The organism is Vibrio methylphosphonaticus, assembly GCF_023634655.1.
Classification (GTDB): domain Bacteria; phylum Pseudomonadota; class Gammaproteobacteria; order Enterobacterales; family Vibrionaceae; genus Vibrio; species Vibrio methylphosphonaticus.
Window position 1 is genome coordinate 179504 of record NZ_JAMKMS010000005.1, and the last position, 17679, is coordinate 197182.

The following is a 17679-nucleotide window of genomic DNA, read 5'->3' on the forward strand; positions in this document are numbered from 1 at the left end:
AACCGCTATTAACCGGTTAAGACGTTGTCTTCGGGGTACTTCAATAGCGTTGGTTTTGGTCTTGCTAACATGTACGCTAGCGTTAATGGCCCGATACGACCAATGATCATCACAACAATCATAATCCACTTACCTTCAGTATTGAGCTGAGCGGTTAACCCTGCTGTTAGTCCCACGGTAGCGAATGCCGATATGGTTTCAAATAGCACTTGTTCAAACTTTGCTTGTTGGGTGACCATAAGTAAAAACATAGCGATGGTCAAAATAGCGCCGCTCACTACTATGATTGCCAAGGACTTAGTAACCGTTTGCCAACTAACTGTTTTATTAAAGATTTCCACATATTGCTTTTGTCTTAAGAATGCCCATGTAGCATAAAAAGCAACGGCAAATGTCGACACCTTGATTCCACCGCCTGTCGATGTGGAGCCTGCACCGATCAGCATCAAGATGATCATAATCAGTAGGGCGGGTTGTCCAAACTGCGCGATGTCGACACTATTAAAGCCAGCGGTACGAGCACTTGCCGACTGGAAGAAAGCCGAGAGCCACTGTCCACCAGGAGGTAAAGCGCCCAGGGTTGCAGGGTTGGTACGTTCCAGTAAAAAGAAAAATAGTGTGCCGCCCAATAACAAGATTGGTGTGGCAGTAAGCATAATTTTCGTATGCAGCCCGAGCCTAGAAAAGCCTTTTTTACCATTGATCGCAAGATCACTGACAACGGTAAAACCCAACCCACCGAATATGAATAATCCAGATAAAACGAGCAAGACAATCGGTTGTGAGGCGAAACTCATCATGCTGTCTGAGAACAAAGCAAAGCCGGCGTTATTGAACGCGGAAATGGCATGGAATATGGCGTAAAACACGCCTTGAGACCAGCCCATTTCGGGAATCCAACGTATCGCTAGGATGGCCGCGCCAATCGCTTCTGCAACCAAAGCAAAAATGATGATTTTCTTTACTAACCCTTTGATATTAACTCGACGATCTTGGCCAAGCGCCTCTTGAGCCAAGGCTTGCTGTTTCAGGCTTAACCTAACACCAAACATATAGAGTAAAACCGCTGAAAGCGTCATTTGCCCTAATCCACCAATTTGCATCAACAGCATCAGCAACACTTTCCCCGAAGTCGTGAAATGCTGACCGGTATCCACCACGCCAAGTCCTGTAACGCTGATAGCGGATGTCGCCGTAAAGAAAGCGTCGGTAAAGCTCAACCCGGTTACCGAAAATACGGGCAGTGTCAGCAATAAAGCCGAGGGCACTAACACTGCCATAAAGCTAGCCAGAATAAGGTAAGGTTCTGACGGTATCGCTGATTTCTTGTTGAGTTTAAGCGGATAAATCAGACCTTTTTGGAAGCGGCGGCTCATGACAATCTGATCTTTTCGTGTAAATCTTTTTCTGGGCCAGCAACAATAATCATGTCACCCATTTCTAATGTTTGGCTCATTTTGGGGCTGGCATCCAGTTCTGGCCCTCGTTTGAACCCAAGCACCTTAATGTTACTTGCTTGACAAACAGCGACATCAGCCAAGGTTTTACCCATGAGTTTGTTGCCAACAACGATTTCGGTTAACGCTAAGCCACTTCCCAGTTCATTGAAAGCAATCACTCGGTTATCGAGCATCCTCTGCGCCACTCGGATCCCCATATCTCTTTCAGGCATAATGATTTTATCCGCACCTATCTTTTGCAAGATTTTGTATTGGAATTTATCATTCGCCTTAACCCACACTTTTTTCACTTTGGCTTCTTTCAATACGAGCGTGGTCAGAATACTGGCATTAATGTCATTACCAATGGAAACCATCACCATGTCGAACTCGCTAAGTCTCAGCTCTTCAACGGTTTCTTCTATGGTGCAGTTGGCAATGATGCCTTGTGCAACGATCTTGGACACTTCCTTTACACGATCTTCATTGATGTCGATAGCAAGAACTTGAGCACCAGCTTCAGATAACGCTTTACAAATACTCATGCCAAAGCGCCCTAAACCAATGACGGCGTATTGTTTGGTCACTGCTTTCATATATCTACCTGCTTACTTTGTATTTATGCATTCGGAGCTTCACGCTAGGTGGCGATCGTTTTAAATATAGTATGAATTATCGGATAAAAATTTCAGTGTTATCTGATAATGACAACTGAGCACCTAAATATGCATCAAACGCTTAAAATGTAGACAGGTCAACGCGCTATTCGACTTGGCTAGGTTGTACGAGATCGGCTCTTCTCATAAATTGGCTTTCCAGATTGTCGTCGACTGGTTGCTCGAAAAGAGACGTCAGCCAGTCAAGGTCGTGCTCTTGTATCGTTGCTTTGACGATAAAGGCACGCTGCATGATATTGGCGCTTATCACGGCCTTTCGATGTTCGGAATCTGTGATACCGCTATCAAATGACAGTGTTTTGTTGTTGTCCATAACAATGGTGTTAGTGAGCTGAACGATCAGTGACATGGCATCACTTTTTGAAGCGATGCGATACAAGTAGCCAGATTCAACTTTCTGTTTTACCCAATAATCCATGTCACTGAGGTTTAACGGAGTGCGGCTGATGACCAGTGCTTCACACTGCTTTGACCAAGGTTTTATGGATACTGGCGTATGTTTGAACTCAGGTTGACCTGAGAAAGGGTCGGTATAAGGCGAAATGAGCTGGCATGCTTTCGCATTACTGGCTGTTGCGAAGTTCCAATGAATAGGAACAAAGGCTTGATTGGGAGTAATGCCAGAGTCTATCGTCACTCGCATATGAATGTTGGCGTGAGGGTTGGATAGCTCAGCGATATCTCCGGAATTGAGCCCCCACATGAGTGCCGTATCAGGGTGCAGGCTAACAAACGGTTCTGGGGTGTGGGAGGCAAGTTGGGGTGACAATCCAGTGCGGCTCATGGTGTGCCAATGGTCGCGCGTCCGGCCACTGTTAAGCAAAATAGGCCGTGTCGTATCGGTTGCTTGTTGTGGGGGTTGATATTCCGTGGCGATAAAGTGTGCTTTTTGGTTGGTCGTATAAAATTGATGTTGCTTGAACAGCCGTTGATTGACGACTTCGGTTTGTAACGCCAGCACAGGCCATTGTTGCGGAACCAGCGTGTTGTATCCTTTGTCATCTAATTGGGTTAAGCCCGTTAATGTCAGATCGCGCTGTTGACCGTTTTCATTATCTAAGGTCGTCATTCGAGCATATTCATTGAAAATTTGCCCCTCATGTAAGTAATCAAACGCGTCGGTAAAGCCCATTTTCATTGCCACTTGGCTCACTATCCACCAGTCGGGCTTTGCCATGCCAGGGCTAGGAAGTAATCGTCGCTGCCTCGAAATACGGCGCTCAGAGTTGCTGACTGTTCCCGATTTCTCGCTCCAGCCTTGCGCGGGTAAAAGTACATCGGCCAGTTGGGCGGTTTCGGTCTCTTTAATACAATCAGAGACCACCACAAATGGACACTTTTGTAGCGCCGATTTTATCTTTTCTGAGTTGGGCAGGCTCACCATAGGGTTGGTTGCCATGATCCAAACGGCTTTGATTTTTCCTTCTTCGATTGCGTCAAACAAATCGATGGCTTTAAGACCAGGTTTGGTGGCTAGGGTTGACGTTTGCCAAAACTCACTAATCAATGAGTGATGCATTGGATTATCAAACTCCATATGGCTCGCGAGTGTGTTCGCCAGTGCACCCACTTCTCTTCCTCCCATCGCATTGGGTTGCCCTGTGACAGAGAAGGGGCCCATTCCTGGCTGTCCTATTCTACCTGTAGCCAGATGGCAATTTAGAATGCTGTTAACTTTGTCAGAGCCACTCGTGGACTGATTAACACCTTGAGAGTAAATGGTGACGGTTTTATCGGTGTTGGCAAATAGGGCGTAAAACTCATCAAGTTGCGATTGAGTCAACCCGGTGATGGAATCAACATCGCCGATCTGCTTCGCTGCTGCTAGCGTGTTATCAAATCCTTGCGTATGGTGTTCGATGTAGTGAGTGTTGAGGTGTTCCGTTAGCGCGAGATGATTTAACAGGCCATTAAACAGCGCAACATCACTGCCAGAATCAATGGCGAGGTGCAGATCGGCAAGCTCACAAGTCGCGGTTTCACGAGGGTCAATAACCACCACTTTCATATTTGGGTTGTTCTGTTTGGCTGTCTTTAAGCGTTGAAATAGAACCGGATGACACCATGCCAAGTTAGAACCTGTAATGACGACCAAGTCAGCCAATTCGATATCTTCATAGACGACGGGGACAGTATCGCTGCCGAAAGCACGTTTATGGCCCACGACGCTCGAAGCCATGCATAACCGAGAATTACTATCGATATTACCGCTACCAATAAAGCCTTTCATGAGTTTGTTCGCGACATAATAGTCTTCAGTGAGCAGCTGACCTGAGACATAAAATGCGACGGACTCAGGACCATATTGTTCGATGGTCTTCTGAAACTGTTGAGCCACGAGCGACGTCGCCTCATCCCAAGTTTTAGACGTCTCCGTGACCGCGTCTAAGGTGCGCGTGCGATGAGTGGGTGACAAAAGGCGGCCGTCAGTAATGACCGTATCACCTAGCGCGATTCCTTTTGTACAAAGTTTGCCATAATTAGAAGGATGAGCCTTGTCCCCGCGTATCTCCAATCGTCCTTTAGACGTCGGTCGAGCCTCAATTCCGCATCCTACTCCGCAGTATGGGCAGGTTGATTTTATCCAGCCATCTTCATGCATACACATTCCCTCGTCGCTCAGCATTTATTTTATTATTGTTTAGAGAGGCAATTTCTACGCCATGTTGATTAAAAGCGCCAAAAATCAATATTTTAAAATTAACTTATTATTTATCAGGAACTTAGAGAGGCTACCACTAAAGTGGTAGTTGGTGTTTGTTGTGGCTATTGCGTGCGAAGAGTGGTTGTGTGCACTGTTTTGGTGGTAAATGCACTAAAAACGCTCAAAAAATGCAATCCGAGATTGTTTTTTGACTGATCGTTAATTCTTTTTATTTGATATATTTCATATTAACTATTTGTTTTTGATGGTTTTTTGTCTTTATTTTCCACCGTGTTTTTAGTGTTGGCACTGTCCTTGCTGTGTCATAGTCAGACAAGAAAGATAATGAGTCATTGAATGACCATGGAGCGCCATATGAAAGGAATCAGTCATCAAAGCAATGTGACGTTAATTGGAGCCGGCCCAGGAGATCCGGATCTGTTGACGATTAAAGCAATGAAAGCCATACAAGCTGCCGATACCATTATATTTGATAATTTGGTTAGCGAGCCCATTCGAGCATTATTCCCTAGCACCGCTACGTTAATTTTTGTTGGCAAGCAGAAAGGTTGCCACAGCGCTTCACAAGACGACATTAATCAAATTTTGTTAGAGCAAGCAAAAATAGGCGGTCGAATTTGCCGAGTTAAAGGCGGCGATTCATTTGTGTTCGGTCGTGGTGGTGAAGAAATGCTGTGGCTTAGCCAACATGGCGTAGACGTTGAAGTGATCCCTGGGATTACGGCGGCGTCCGGCTGCACGACCTATTCCCAGATTCCTCTCACCCACCGTGGTCTAGCGCAGGGCTGTACATTTATTACAGCGCATGCAGAGCGTGATCTAGAGGTGCATTGGGATGCGTTAGCCAAGTTGAACCAAACATTAGTGATTTATATGGGCTTGACCAAGACCCAATTAATATCCGCATCGCTAATTGAAGCAGGCATGGACTCAAATACGCCGGTGGCATTAATTGAAAAAGGCTGTTGCCCGGATCAGCGCACGCTTATTGGTACGTTGGATGAGTTGGATACGTTGAAACAGCGCCATAGCGTACAGTCTCCTGCTCTTATCGTAATTGGTCAGGTGGTGACTGTTGCTGAAAAAATGCAATGGTTAGCGCAACGCTCAATGAGCCCTGTATTGGATGAACCAGCAGTCGAAACTGAACTGCGAAGATTAAAACTGACAGCTTAATATTTTAAAAGGAATGAATTATGAGCAAGCAGAAGATTATCGTTGTTGGCAACGGAATGGTCGGTCACAAATTCATTGATTCGATAATTTCGTCTGGAACGGAAGAATATCAGGTCATCACATTTTCGGAAGAGCCAAGGCTGGCTTATGACCGCGTACAACTTACCAGCTACTTTGATGAAGACAAAGGGGCGAGTGATCTGGCACTAACGGACGCCAGTTACTATGAAGAAAATGGCATACAGTATGTATTAAATGACAAAGTGGTATCTCTGGATACAGACGGAAAAACAGTTGTCACGGAGAGTGGTCGACGTGAAGTGTATGACAAGCTGGTATTAGCGACAGGGTCATTTCCGTTCGTTCCCCCAATTCCAGGTAATGATCAGGCTCATTGTCATGTATATCGAACCATTGAAGACTTGGATGCTATCGAAGCCTCAAGTAAAACCGGCAAGAGCGGCGTTGTGATTGGCGGCGGGCTGTTAGGTTTAGAAGCAGCGAATGCGGTTAAAAACTTAGGTTTGGAAACACACGTCGTAGAATTTGCCCCTCGTTTAATGGCGGTGCAGTTGGACGATGGTGGTGGTGCATTGCTAAAGCGAAAGATTGAAAATCTTGGCGTGACTGTCCACACACAAAAAGCCACGACAGAGATTATTGCAGGCAGCGACTCGCGTTATCGAATGAACTTTGCTGATGGTACGCATCTGGAGACGGACGTCATTGTTTTCTCGGCGGGTATTCGTCCACAAGATGAATTGGCAAGGCAGTCAAATATCGCCATTGGTGAGCGTGGTGGCATTGTGATAGACAACAGCTGCCAGACCAATATCAAAGATGTCTATGCCGTAGGTGAATGTGCGTTATGGGATAATAAAATTTTTGGTTTAGTGGCTCCGGGCTACCAAATGGCAAAAGTAGCGGCGTCACAAATTTTGAGTGATGGTGAGTCGGATTCGTTATTTACTGGCGCGGACATGAGTACCAAGCTCAAGTTGTTGGGTGTCGATGTGGCAAGTATTGGCGAAGTGCACGGGCAAACACCGGGCGCGCAGTCTTACACGTACAATGACGAAATTGAACAAGTCTACAAACGCTTAATTGTCTCTGAAGATGGCAGCAAGATTGTTGGCGCAGTATTGGTTGGTGACGCAGATGCTTATGGAACACTGTTACAGCTTAAGCAAAATGATATGCCATTACCAGATAACCCATCTGTGCTGATTTTACCAAATGTGGCGGACGATAGCTCGACGGGATTAGGCGTAGATGCATTGCCAGACTCGGCCGTCATTTGTTCTTGTTTTGATGTCACCAAAGGGGACATCAAACAAGCGGTCGCCAGTGGTTGTAATACGATGGCTGCGCTTAAAGACACAACGAATGCATCGACTGGCTGTGGCGGCTGTTCTGCCCTTGCCAAACAAGTCTTAGATAGTGAACTACTGAACCTAGGCGTAGAAGTTAACAATGATATTTGTGAGCATTTTGCCTATTCGCGTCAAGAGCTGAGCGACATCGTTCGAGTTAACCAAATCAAGACTTTTGATGATTTACTCGAAACTCACGGCAGCGGGTTAGGATGTGAAATCTGTAAACCGACAGTGGGTTCTATTTTGGCTTCATTCTGGAATGACTACATTTTGGAAGAGCAACATATGGAGCTGCAAGACACTAACGATATCTATCTCGGCAACATGCAAAAAGATGGTACCTATTCGGTGGTCCCGCGCATCGCTGGTGGTGAAATCACGCCAGAGAAATTGATTGTCTTAGGGCAGGTTGCACAGGACTTCGATTTGTATACCAAGATAACGGGTGGTCAGCGAGTCGATTTGTTTGGAGCGCAATTGAACGAGCTACCGTTGATTTGGAAGCGATTAGTCGATGCCGGTTTCGAAACGGGTCATGCCTATGGAAAATCCGTTCGAACAGTGAAATCTTGTGTAGGCAGCACTTGGTGTCGATATGGGGTGGCCGACAGTGTTGGTTTAGCCATTGACATTGAGAATCGATACAAGGGCTTACGTTCTCCGCATAAGCTTAAGTTTGCAGTCTCAGGCTGTACCCGAGAGTGCGCAGAAGCTCAATCAAAAGATATTGGTGTGATTGCCTCAGATAAAGGTTGGAACTTGTATGTGTGCGGCAACGGAGGGATGCGCCCTCGTCATGCTGACTTATTGGCAACAGACCTCGATGAAGAGACCTTGATACGCTACATCGATCGAGTACTTATGTTCTATATTCGCACCGCGGATCGTCTGCAACGTACTTCCGTCTGGTTAGAAAATTTAGAAGGTGGCATCGATTATCTCAAGCAAGTTATCGTCGACGATAAACTTGACCTTGCCGATGAGCTTGAAGCGGATATGGCAACCAATGTCGGGAAATATCAATGTGAATGGAAAACGACCCTCGAAAATCCAGAGAAGCTTAAACGATTCCAGCACTTTGTGAATACTGACGAGCTAGATAGCAATCTTCAGTTCGTTAATATTCGTCAGCAACGATTCCCAACTAATAATAAGAAACAAGCGCTCATTCTAGAGCAGCGTATTGATGTCGTGGAAGTGTAACCAACGCATTGATATCAGAAGAGATAAAGATTTTAATCGTTAAGGAGAAGACTATGAGTCAGTGGTTAACGGTCTGTTCAACAGATGACTTAGTTCCGCACACCGGGGTGTGCGCTAAGGTAGAAGATAGACAAGTGGCGATTTTTTATTGCCAGCGTAGTGATGAACTGTATGCGCTTTGTAATTACGATCCTTTTGGTCACGCCTATGTGATGTCTAGAGGCATTATGGGTTCATTTGATGGGCAACCTTGTGTGGCATCACCTCTCTATAAGCAGCACTTTAATTTGCAGACCGGCGTCTGTATTGAAGAGCCCGCGGTTAAACTCACACGATTTGATGTGAGAGTGAGCGGTAGCCAGGTTCAATTGAAGTTACCCATGGCTGCTTGAATGGCTAACAGCAGCTTAAAGACTTAAAGCAGCTTAAATGACTTATAGCGGTTACATGGATTAATAGCGGTTTACATGAGTTATAGCGGTTTACAGTTTTATGGCTGCTTAAGTTATTGATAGCTGATTAAATTAGTCGTGTGACATGGTCGGTTTTTGAGTAAGGAACTCTGGTTGGCTCGTAGACCAGTTAAAAAGGATTTTATTATGGAAAGTACTAAGTTCAATCTGTTTTCATTTTCAGGAAAGATGAAAACGCTCCATCTGAGTTGGATGGCCTTCTTTATCACCTTTGTGGTGTGGTTTAACTTTGCACCATTACTGCAAATGGTAAAAACGTCCCTTGGACTATCAACGGAAGAAATAAAGACGTTGCTGATTTTAAACGTCGCGCTGACCATTCCGGCTAGGGTGGTTATTGGTATGCTGACGGACAAATATGGACCAAGGCTGGTTTACTCCGCCTTGCTGGCGGTGTGTTCTATACCGTGTTTTGTCTTCGCGCTGTCAGATTCGTTTATTCAAGCCGCGATAGCACGTTTCTTGCTGGGCTTTATTGGCGCAGGCTTTGTAATTGGCATCCGTTTGGTTTCTGAGTGGTTCCCTCATGATGAGTTGGGTACTGCGGAAGGTATCTATGGTGGTTGGGGTAATTTTGGTTCCGCCGCCGCTGCGTTTACACTTCCAACACTTGCCTTGATGTTTGGTGGTGAAGATGGCTGGCGCTACGCTGTGGCGATCACTGGCTTGATGAGTCTATTGTTCTCGTTTGTTTTTTATCGCAGTGTGCAAGACACACCGAAAGGCTCAACTTACTTTAGACCTAAGCACTTAACGGCGATGGAAGTGACGTCAAAAGGCGATTTCTTCTTCTTGTTGATTATGAAGATCCCGATGTATGCGGCACTTGCCTTGCTTGCGTGGAAATTGTCACCATCAAACATCGGTATGCTGAGTGAAACCTTAGTGAACGCGTTCTACCTTGGCTTATTTGCACTGTATGTGTACGAAGTCTCTCAAGTGTGGAAAGTGAATAAGTCTATATTTTCCAAACCAGTGCCAGAGATGCACCAGTACAAGTTTAAACAAGTTGCCGTTTTGAATGTACTTTACTTTGCTACATTTGGCTCAGAGCTTGCCGTAGTCTCTATGCTACCGTTATTTTTCTCGGAAACGTTTGAGTTAACCCCTGTTCTTGCGGGTATGGTCGCGTCGGCTTATGCCTTCATGAATTTGATGTCTCGACCCGGTGGTGGTTGGATTTCGGACAAGTTTGGTCGTAAATCAACGTTGCTTATCCTTACCGCAGGACTCGCTGCTGGTTACTTCATGATGGGTCAGGTCAACAGCGAATGGCCACTATGGGTAGCGGTTTGCGCGGCGATGGCATGTTCGTTCTTTGTTCAGGCGGGGGAAGGGGCGGTATTTGCTACAGTGCCACTTATTAAACGTCGCATGACTGGACAGATAGCAGGTATGACTGGAGCCTACGGTAACGTCGGCGCAGTGGTTTATCTAACGGTATTGTCATTTGTTGATTACCAGACATTCTTCTATGTGATTGCAGGCACCGCCGTTCTTGGTTTTGTCACGCTTATGTTTATGGAAGAGCCAAATGGACAAATTGCAGAAGTCAATGAGGACGGCAGTGTAACACTGATTAATGTTTCTCATTAATACACATCGGGAGAGAGGGGATTGGCTTATCAATTCTTGAAATAATGCCCTCTCGTTCAAAGGCCTCGCTAGCACGAGGCTTTTGTTCATAATGCAATTTTATCATCCTATCCAAGCAAGGATTGAGCTAGGGTGGGGTAATGATGGAGAATCCCGATATGGAAAATAAAAAGTCACTATTACTTCGTTATGGTGGCGCATCTTTGACAGGGATACGGGCAGAAAATCAAGATGCCTTTGTCGTTCGCCATCCTAGTGAAAAATCAGAGCAAGAACTTAAGGGAAGCATTGCCTGTATTGCAGACGGTGTGAGCTGCAGTGATCACGGGCAAAAAGCCAGTCATACCAGTGTGATGCAATTTGTGTCTGACTATTATGCGACACCAGACAGCTGGAGCGTGCAGCATTGTGCCAGCCAAGTGCTGAAATCACTGAATGCTTGGTTGTATGAATCGGGCGCGAAAGAGGCGCTTCGTCATAATGGGTTAGTGACCACATTTAGTAGTGCAATCTTTAAGTCCAATACCGCCCATATTTTTCATGTCGGTGATAGTCGAGTTTATCTATTTCGAGCTGGCGTATTGCGCTTGCTTACTCGTGATCATCAAAGAATGAATGGTGGGAAAGGCGCCTATTTGACCCGTGCTTTGGGCATGGACACTGCGCTTGAAGTTGACTACCAAACAATAGAGCTACGTACGGGTGATCAGTTCTTGTTCACAACCGATGGTGTGCATGATGTACTTGATGACACCGCTCTTTGTAAGGCGATGCAAGAGACGAAGGTGGTTTCCGGTGCTGAGACGGATTTTGAACTTCGGGCTAATCAATTGTGTCAGCAAGCGATTAAGGCGGGTGGTCAAGACAACGCGACGTGTTTATTGGTGTCGGTGGAGGCGCTGCCGCAATTGACATTTTTCGAGTTTCAACAACAGACCCTTAACCGCGTCATACCACCTGCACTTAAGGTGAATAACCGTATCGACGGTTATCGAGTGACAAGAGTGATGCACTCTGGCAGTCGCAGTCATGTTTATGAAGTGATAGAAGAAAGTACCCAGCAACGTTATGTGCTTAAAGCCCCTTCACAACATTATGCCGATGATACTGATACGCTCGTGTATTTTAGCAATGAATATTGGGTGGGAAGTCGGGTGAATAATCATCGTATTATGAGAATTCATCCGCAGGCTGAGTCTTCTCCTTATCTCTATCACCTTTGTGAGTGGATAGACGGAATAACACTACGACAGTGGATGTATGACAATCCTCAGCCAACGCTGCAACAAGTTAGAACGATAATTGACGAACTGATTAAAGCGGTTCGGGTATTACAACGCCTTGATATGGTTCATCGAGATCTCAAGCCTGAAAACGTAATGATAAATGCGGATGGAGCGGTAAAAATCATTGATCTAGGGGCTGTATCCGTTAAAGGGTTGGAAGAAAGCCAGACAAGTACACGCATTGAAAATCCTCTGGGCGCAGCGAATTACATTGCCCCAGAATACTTATCTGGAGAACCGGCAACGACGGTGTCGGATCTGTTTTCCGTGGGAGTGATCAGTTACGAGATGCTTTGTGGGGCACTACCATATAAAGAGGTGACGGCGCTGTCAGTGCAGCAAGCCAGGCATCAAAAATGGCAATATCGAAGCATGGGCGAATTGAGAGAAGACGTACCATTATGGTTTGAGCTGGCAATACAGAAAGCTTGCCATCCACAACCGACCTCTCGCTACCAAGTGCTTGGAGAATTTGTCACCGATATTACCTTACCAAATACCATGCTTTTGAAAGGCGCGGAATCCAGACCATTAATGAAAAAAAGTCCGGTACTCTTTTGGAAAGGCATTGCGGTACTGTTTGCCCTTATTGCCTTTGTTGAGCTGTTGATTCTGCTGAAAGAATAGCGGATTACGCTTACATGGTAGAGCGGACTAATTAGCAAGGAGAAACGACAAAGCCAGGACGAGCTAATTAGCAAGGACGAGCTAATGATTAGCGCAAGTTAACTAGGCGCACGGGTAAGCATCGTTTGTTATTTAACCCGCATTAGCTGATGTTGAGTTTGACCAAAATTGAATACAAGAACTTGAGAACGTTTCATGCCCTCTACTTGTTCCAGCATCGTGGAGGTGTACCCTTTACGTTTCATCCACGCTAAGGAGGTATCGAAGCCGTCTTCATTGACCACGTACGACTGATCTTTTAATAACGATTCCGATACGTGAACCACCCAAATTCGAGAGCGATATTCAACGGCATCGGCGAGTACAGCGAGTATTTTCTTAAACAATGACAATAATCCTAAGGGTAAAACAGGGAAACAGCGTTGAGATTGTTACAAATTTCTTAAAGGGAAGATAGGCAAAGCTGACGTTTTCGTCTTACGCTTAGTAAAAAGGAGCGGAATTGAGTGAGACCTGATAGGTATTGTCTATGGATAAAATCACTCGTTCCAATTTAGCAAAATTAAATAATTAGACGACAATGAAAATAACGAAGTAAGTTGTTGGGGATAAGGAGAACATCATGGAATCTTTAAAAGTAAGAGATTATATGACTCAAAGAGCAATTACGTTTACCGTTGATATGCCATTGAGTGCGGCTTTAGATAAGGTGATGGAATCAAAGCACTTAGGTGGTCCCGTTATTGATGAAAATGAAAAAGTTATTGGCTTTATTTCAGAGCAGGATCTACTAGAAAAATTGGTGAAAGTGACATACCACTGTCAAGATACCCACACGGTTGGGGATTGTATGTATAAAGAAGTGCTATCAGTAACCCCTGAAATGTCGATCATTGAACTGGCTGATATGATGAAAGTTGGGAAGCCTAAAGTGTACCCGGTTATCGACAACGGGCGTTTAGTTGGCATGATTTCACGTCGAGATGTGTTGCAGGCGATTGGTAAAAACTTGAAGGCTTGCTTTAAAAATCCGGTATAGCGCGTCTCGTCGTCTAAGCGATGATAAGTATTGAGTAGGCGCGAAAGCGCCTTATTTTTTGGTCACGAGATACAAAGGATTGTCATGACAGAGCCATCAGCAAAGTTTCTTGAAGGATCAACCATGCGTCACATCCTCGTGATGTCGGGTGCCGGCTCTATTGGCTTAATGTCGTTATTCGTCGTTGATCTTCTCGATATGCTTTTTATCAGCATGTTAGGTCAAGTTGAGCTAGCGGCTGCGGTTGGTTTTGCTGGAACATTAACGTTTTTTGCCACCTCTGTTTCTATTGGTACGTCTATCGCGATGGGCGCACTCATGTCGAAAGCGATTGGTGCCAAAGATACTGCGTTTGCTAAACAAATAGGCAGCAGTGTCTTGGTGATTGCTTTCGTCATTAGTGCCATTATTACCGCGATCATGTGTGCGTATATTCCTGAGCTGCTCACCGCAATAGGCGCTGAAGGTCGTGCCCACGAACGAGCAGAAGCGTACCTTTGGATTATCATGCCAAGTAGCCCATTGATTGCACTAGGTATGGCAAGTGGCGCAGGTCTGCGCGCCGCCGGTGATGCTAAGCGCTCCATGTGGGCAACGCTCTATGGCGGTATCGTCAATGCTATCTTAGACCCGTTATTTATCTTTGGTTTTGGCTGGAACGTTGAAGGCGCCGCCATTGCATCTGTGATTGCGCGCTTTACGGTATTTTATTTCTCTTTCATGCCTTTATTACAAGTGCATAAACTACTTTCCGCGCCGCGAATCAATCAAGTAATCAAAAATAGCCGAGTCATATTAGCGATCGCGTTACCCGCGATCATTGCCAACACCGCAACGCCCATAGGCAATGCCATTGTGACCACCTCTATCGCCCAATTTGGTGAAGACTTTGTCGCGGGTTATGCAGTAATTGGCCGCCTTACACCGGTTTGTTTTGCGGTTATTTTTGCTTTGTCTGGTGCGGTAGGGCCCATTATCGGACAAAATTTTGGGGCGCTTAGGATTGACCGAGTAGAAGAAACCTTGCGCAACTCATTGATTGTGACTACCACCTATACGATAGTCGTTTGCCTTATTCTTTATCTTGTCAAAGATTACGTCATCTCCGCTTTCTCTTTGACGGGGGATGCGGCTCTAATTGTGGTGACATTTGCCACTTATGTCGCCATCACGTTTATTTTTAATGGTGCGTTATTTGTGGCGAATACTTCGTTTAATAACCTTGGTCGACCACTCTATTCAACGGCGTTGAATCTGGGGAAAGCGACGGCAGGCACTTTACCGTTTGTTTATTTAGGGGCTCATTGGTTTGGCGCATTGGGCGTTCTCTATGGACAAGCCATTGGTAACATCGTATTCGGCGTGCTGGGGTTGATTGTTCTTAAGTATCACATTGTGGAGCTGCGAAGAACGGGGCAATGCCAACAAAACAAAGACCCGAGTTTGACCAGTGTAAACTCCCAGCCTTTCTGTACTCATGATGCGGTGTTAATTGAAGATGTGGCGAAAAACAAACCAGGAACGTCACCTGTTTCGATGACCGACTAATTAATCCTTGACCTTGGAGTTAACTCCAAGGTGTAGACTTGCATTAACAGATACAGGTTTATGTTAATCAAGGAGAACCTCATGTGTAATAAACATGATGCGTGCCGTACTCAAAAAATCAATGCTATTCGCCCTGTGGGGACAAGTTGTAGCGCGCCGACTATCGCGGCGATTTCATCGACTGAAGAAACCTCATCAAGTTGTTGCTCGACACAAGGAGAGTGCAGCGCTAGTGAACCAGAGGAACCCCTTGTTAGTGGAGAAAGCCTAGAAACAAACGCGTCTATGCATTCTTGGAAAGTGATTGGCATGGATTGCCCATCTTGTGCTCGTAAGGTCGAAACGGCGATGAGTAAAATTCCAGGTGTTGTGAGCGCCAAGGTCCTTTTTGCTACCGAGAAGCTGGTGGTTCGAGTCAATGACCCAGCGTTGGTGTCAGAAGTTGAATCTGCGGTACTGAAAGTCGGTTTTACATTACAGTCACTCAATGGCAGTTCATCATCCCATACCGCTCAACAACCGATGCCATCAGGCTGGCGTAAAACCGTATCAGAAAATGCCCATATTTTAGCCATTTCAGCCGGAATGCTCATTGCGGCGTTAAGTCGTTCTTCTTTTCCTCAATTGAGTGAATGGCTGTTTGTTCTCACCTGTTTACTAGGGTTAATACCCATTACTAAGAAAGCGTTTCAGTTAGCAAAGTCGGGCACGCCCTTTGCGATTGAAACACTCATGAGTGTAGCTGCAATTGGGGCACTTTATTTGGGAGAAACCGTTGAAGCTGGCATGGTCTTGTTACTGTTCTTGATTGGCGAACGCCTTGAATCCTTTGCAGCATCGAAAGCAAGAAGTGGCGTTCAAGCCTTAATGTCGTTAGTGCCTGAAGATGCAACCGTGGTAATAGATGGGGTACGTTCGAAGAAAAGTGCCTCAGAGTTACAGCCTGGCGATATGATTGAAGTCGCCCCAGGTGACAGGTTGCCTGCAGATGGTGAATTGGTTTCGACCAGTGCTAGTTTCGATGAAAGTGCCTTGACTGGTGAGTCTTTGCCTGTTGAACGCCTGGTTGGCGACAATGTGATGGCTGGTGCGGTGCTGACTGACAAGGTGGTGATATTAAAAGTCACCTCGAAGCAAGGTGAAAATGCGATTGATCGAATCTTACACCTCATTGAAGAAGCGGAATCTCGTAAAGCGCCGATTGAACGATTTTTAGATAAGTTTAGCCGCTGGTATACACCGTTGATGATGTTAGTGTCTCTTGCTGTCATCATTACGCCACCGTTGTTGTTTGCCCAACCATGGGAGACATGGGTATACCGTGGATTGGCGCTGTTATTGATTGCCTGTCCATGTGCATTGGTCATTTCCACTCCTGCTGCTATTACCTCTGGTTTAGCCGCGGCAACACGACGTGGGGCGCTTATTAAAGGTGGCGCGGCGTTAGAGCAGTTGGGTAACGTGAAAGCTATCGCCTTTGATAAGACTGGCACGTTAACGTTAGGTCGACCTCATGTAACGGACATTATGCCATTAGCGGATTTTGATCAGGAGTACGTACTTCAGGTTAGCGCTGCGATTGAGTCGGGATCTCACCACCCTCTAGCAATATCTCTGGTTCGTTATGTGGAAGAACAAGGCATTTCTATCCCAGAAGCAACAGAAAAGAGGGCATTGGTCGGGATTGGAATCGAGGGAATTGTTGCGGGTCATCATTATGCATTACTTGCGCCAAGTAAAGTGGTATTTGAGCTAAAAGCTGAGACACTGGCGCACATTGCTTCGTTAGAAGACCAAGGTAAAACGGTCGTGGTATTAACCAATGAAGGGCGCGCCGTTGGTTTGATAGCGTGGCGAGATGAAGTGAGGGCAGACGCCGCAGAAGCCGTACAGAAACTGGCTAAACTGGGTATCAATACCATCATGTTAACCGGTGATAATGCGCGCAGTGCTCACGCGATTGCGACGCCGTTGGGCATGGACTATAAAGCAAGCTTGTTACCTGCTGACAAAGTGACGTATGTCAATGAGTTAGCCCAGCACCAAAGAGTGGCAATGGTTGGTGATGGTATTAATGACGCCCCAGCGATGAAAGCGGCGAATATTGGTATCGCGATGGGAGGGGGGACAGATGTCGCATTAGAAACTGCGGATGCTGCGCTCACTCACAATCGTTTAGCTGAACTTCCGGTGATGGTTGAGTTGTCTAGAGCCACGCTAAATAACATCAAACAGAATGTGACATTGGCGTTAGGGTTAAAAGCGGTGTTTTTAGTCACGACCTTACTTGGGATGACGGGCCTCTGGGTTGCGGTGCTTGCTGATAGTGGTGCGACTGCGATTGTCACCTTGAATGCTTTAAGGCTACTTAGACATAAATCTAAACTGGACTAAGCTAGAAAGATAATTAGGGGAATGCCTACTTCATCGTGAGGTGGGCGTTTAATTTTTATGCTAATTATTGGGCCATCTTAATAAAAGTGTGATGCCAATCGGTTTTATGTGTAATTTTGTGCAATCACCTTTCTTGAAGTGTGATCTGTGAGCGGAAAGACTCACGGTTATCTTATAAGC

Annotated in this window: 12 protein-coding genes; 8 read left to right on the forward strand and 4 right to left on the reverse strand. The window is 45.7% G+C overall.

The window, feature by feature from the left end; genetic code table 11:
* Positions 1–8: 8 nt before the first annotated feature.
* The 3 genes from M9196_RS07850 to M9196_RS07860 all read right to left on the reverse strand — a co-directional run bounded on the left by M9196_RS07850 (position 9) and on the right by M9196_RS07860 (position 4724).
* The gene (locus M9196_RS07850) at positions 9–1376 is read right to left on the reverse strand and encodes a TrkH family potassium uptake protein (RefSeq protein ID WP_250616979.1); all 1368 of its coding nucleotides are present in this window, start codon (positions 1374–1376) and stop codon (positions 9–11) included.
* Positions 1373–2035: a potassium channel family protein gene (locus M9196_RS07855; RefSeq protein WP_250616980.1), complete on the reverse strand. Its 663-nt coding sequence runs from the start codon at positions 2033–2035 to the stop codon at positions 1373–1375. Before M9196_RS07855 ends, M9196_RS07850 begins: the two co-directional genes overlap by 4 nt.
* Positions 2036–2201: 166 nt before the next feature.
* A complete protein-coding gene (locus M9196_RS07860; RefSeq protein WP_250616981.1) occupies positions 2202–4724 on the reverse strand; it encodes a molybdopterin oxidoreductase family protein in 2523 nt (840 codons plus the stop codon).
* A 411-nt stretch (positions 4725–5135) separates the two neighbouring features.
* On the opposite strand from M9196_RS07860, the gene cobA reads away from it, so the two are divergent.
* The 5 genes from cobA (at position 5136) to M9196_RS07885 (ending at position 12518) form a co-directional block, all read left to right on the forward strand.
* A complete protein-coding gene (gene cobA, locus M9196_RS07865) occupies positions 5136–5957 on the forward strand; it encodes a uroporphyrinogen-III C-methyltransferase (protein WP_250616982.1) in 822 nt (273 codons plus the stop codon).
* Between the two features lie 20 nt (positions 5958–5977).
* Positions 5978–8536 (forward strand): nitrite reductase large subunit NirB, encoded by a 2559-nt coding sequence (gene nirB, locus M9196_RS07870; RefSeq protein WP_250616983.1) that lies wholly within the window; start codon positions 5978–5980, stop codon positions 8534–8536.
* A 53-nt stretch (positions 8537–8589) separates the two neighbouring features.
* The gene (gene nirD / locus M9196_RS07875) at positions 8590–8928 is read left to right on the forward strand and encodes a nitrite reductase small subunit NirD (RefSeq protein ID WP_250616984.1); all 339 of its coding nucleotides are present in this window, start codon (positions 8590–8592) and stop codon (positions 8926–8928) included.
* 207 nt (positions 8929–9135) lie between these two features.
* On the forward strand, positions 9136–10605 hold the full coding sequence (locus M9196_RS07880; protein WP_250616985.1) for a NarK family nitrate/nitrite MFS transporter: 1470 nt from the start codon (positions 9136–9138) through the stop codon (positions 10603–10605).
* A gap of 143 nt (positions 10606–10748) precedes the next feature.
* Entirely contained in the window at positions 10749–12518 is a 1770-nt protein-coding gene (locus M9196_RS07885) for a bifunctional protein-serine/threonine kinase/phosphatase (protein WP_250617093.1), read from the forward strand.
* 128 nt (positions 12519–12646) lie between these two features.
* Here the strand turns inward: M9196_RS07885 and M9196_RS07890 are convergent, their stop codons facing one another.
* Positions 12647–12904, reverse strand: a complete 258-nt coding sequence (locus M9196_RS07890) for a hypothetical protein (protein ID WP_250616986.1) — start codon at positions 12902–12904, stop codon at positions 12647–12649.
* A 236-nt stretch (positions 12905–13140) separates the two neighbouring features.
* Here M9196_RS07890 and M9196_RS07895 point away from each other — a divergent pair, with 236 nt between their 5' ends.
* The 3 genes from M9196_RS07895 to M9196_RS07905 all read left to right on the forward strand — a co-directional run bounded on the left by M9196_RS07895 (position 13141) and on the right by M9196_RS07905 (position 17499).
* Entirely contained in the window at positions 13141–13557 is a 417-nt protein-coding gene (locus M9196_RS07895; protein ID WP_250616987.1) for a CBS domain-containing protein, read from the forward strand.
* An 84-nt stretch (positions 13558–13641) separates the two neighbouring features.
* Positions 13642–15105, forward strand: a complete 1464-nt coding sequence (locus M9196_RS07900; protein WP_250616988.1) for an MATE family efflux transporter — start codon at positions 13642–13644, stop codon at positions 15103–15105.
* A gap of 81 nt (positions 15106–15186) precedes the next feature.
* Positions 15187–17499 carry a zinc/cadmium/mercury/lead-transporting ATPase gene (locus M9196_RS07905; RefSeq protein WP_250616989.1) on the forward strand — a complete coding sequence of 771 codons (2313 nt, stop codon included), beginning with the start codon at positions 15187–15189 and terminating at the stop codon, positions 17497–17499.
* Positions 17500–17679: the final 180 nt, after the last annotated feature.

Excerpts from the sequence above, each read along its gene's own strand:
- nirD (WP_250616984.1), top strand. The coding sequence starts at position 8,590 with ATGAGTCAGTGGTTAACGGTCTGTTCAACAGATGACTTAGTTCCGCAC.
- nirB (WP_250616983.1), top strand. The coding sequence starts at position 5,978 with ATGAGCAAGCAGAAGATTATCGTTGTTGGCAACGGAATGGTCGGTCAC.
- M9196_RS07855 (WP_250616980.1), bottom strand. The coding sequence starts at position 2,035 with ATGAAAGCAGTGACCAAACAATACGCCGTCATTGGTTTAGGGCGCTTT.
- M9196_RS07905 (WP_250616989.1), top strand. The coding sequence starts at position 15,187 with ATGTGTAATAAACATGATGCGTGCCGTACTCAAAAAATCAATGCTATT.
- M9196_RS07895 (WP_250616987.1), top strand. The coding sequence starts at position 13,141 with ATGGAATCTTTAAAAGTAAGAGATTATATGACTCAAAGAGCAATTACG.
- M9196_RS07850 (WP_250616979.1), bottom strand. The coding sequence starts at position 1,376 with ATGAGCCGCCGCTTCCAAAAAGGTCTGATTTATCCGCTTAAACTCAAC.
- M9196_RS07900 (WP_250616988.1), top strand. The coding sequence starts at position 13,642 with ATGACAGAGCCATCAGCAAAGTTTCTTGAAGGATCAACCATGCGTCAC.
- cobA (WP_250616982.1), top strand. The coding sequence starts at position 5,136 with ATGAAAGGAATCAGTCATCAAAGCAATGTGACGTTAATTGGAGCCGGC.
- M9196_RS07880 (WP_250616985.1), top strand. The coding sequence starts at position 9,136 with ATGGAAAGTACTAAGTTCAATCTGTTTTCATTTTCAGGAAAGATGAAA.
- M9196_RS07885 (WP_250617093.1), top strand. The coding sequence starts at position 10,749 with ATGGAGAATCCCGATATGGAAAATAAAAAGTCACTATTACTTCGTTAT.
- M9196_RS07860 (WP_250616981.1), bottom strand. The coding sequence starts at position 4,724 with ATGTGTATGCATGAAGATGGCTGGATAAAATCAACCTGCCCATACTGC.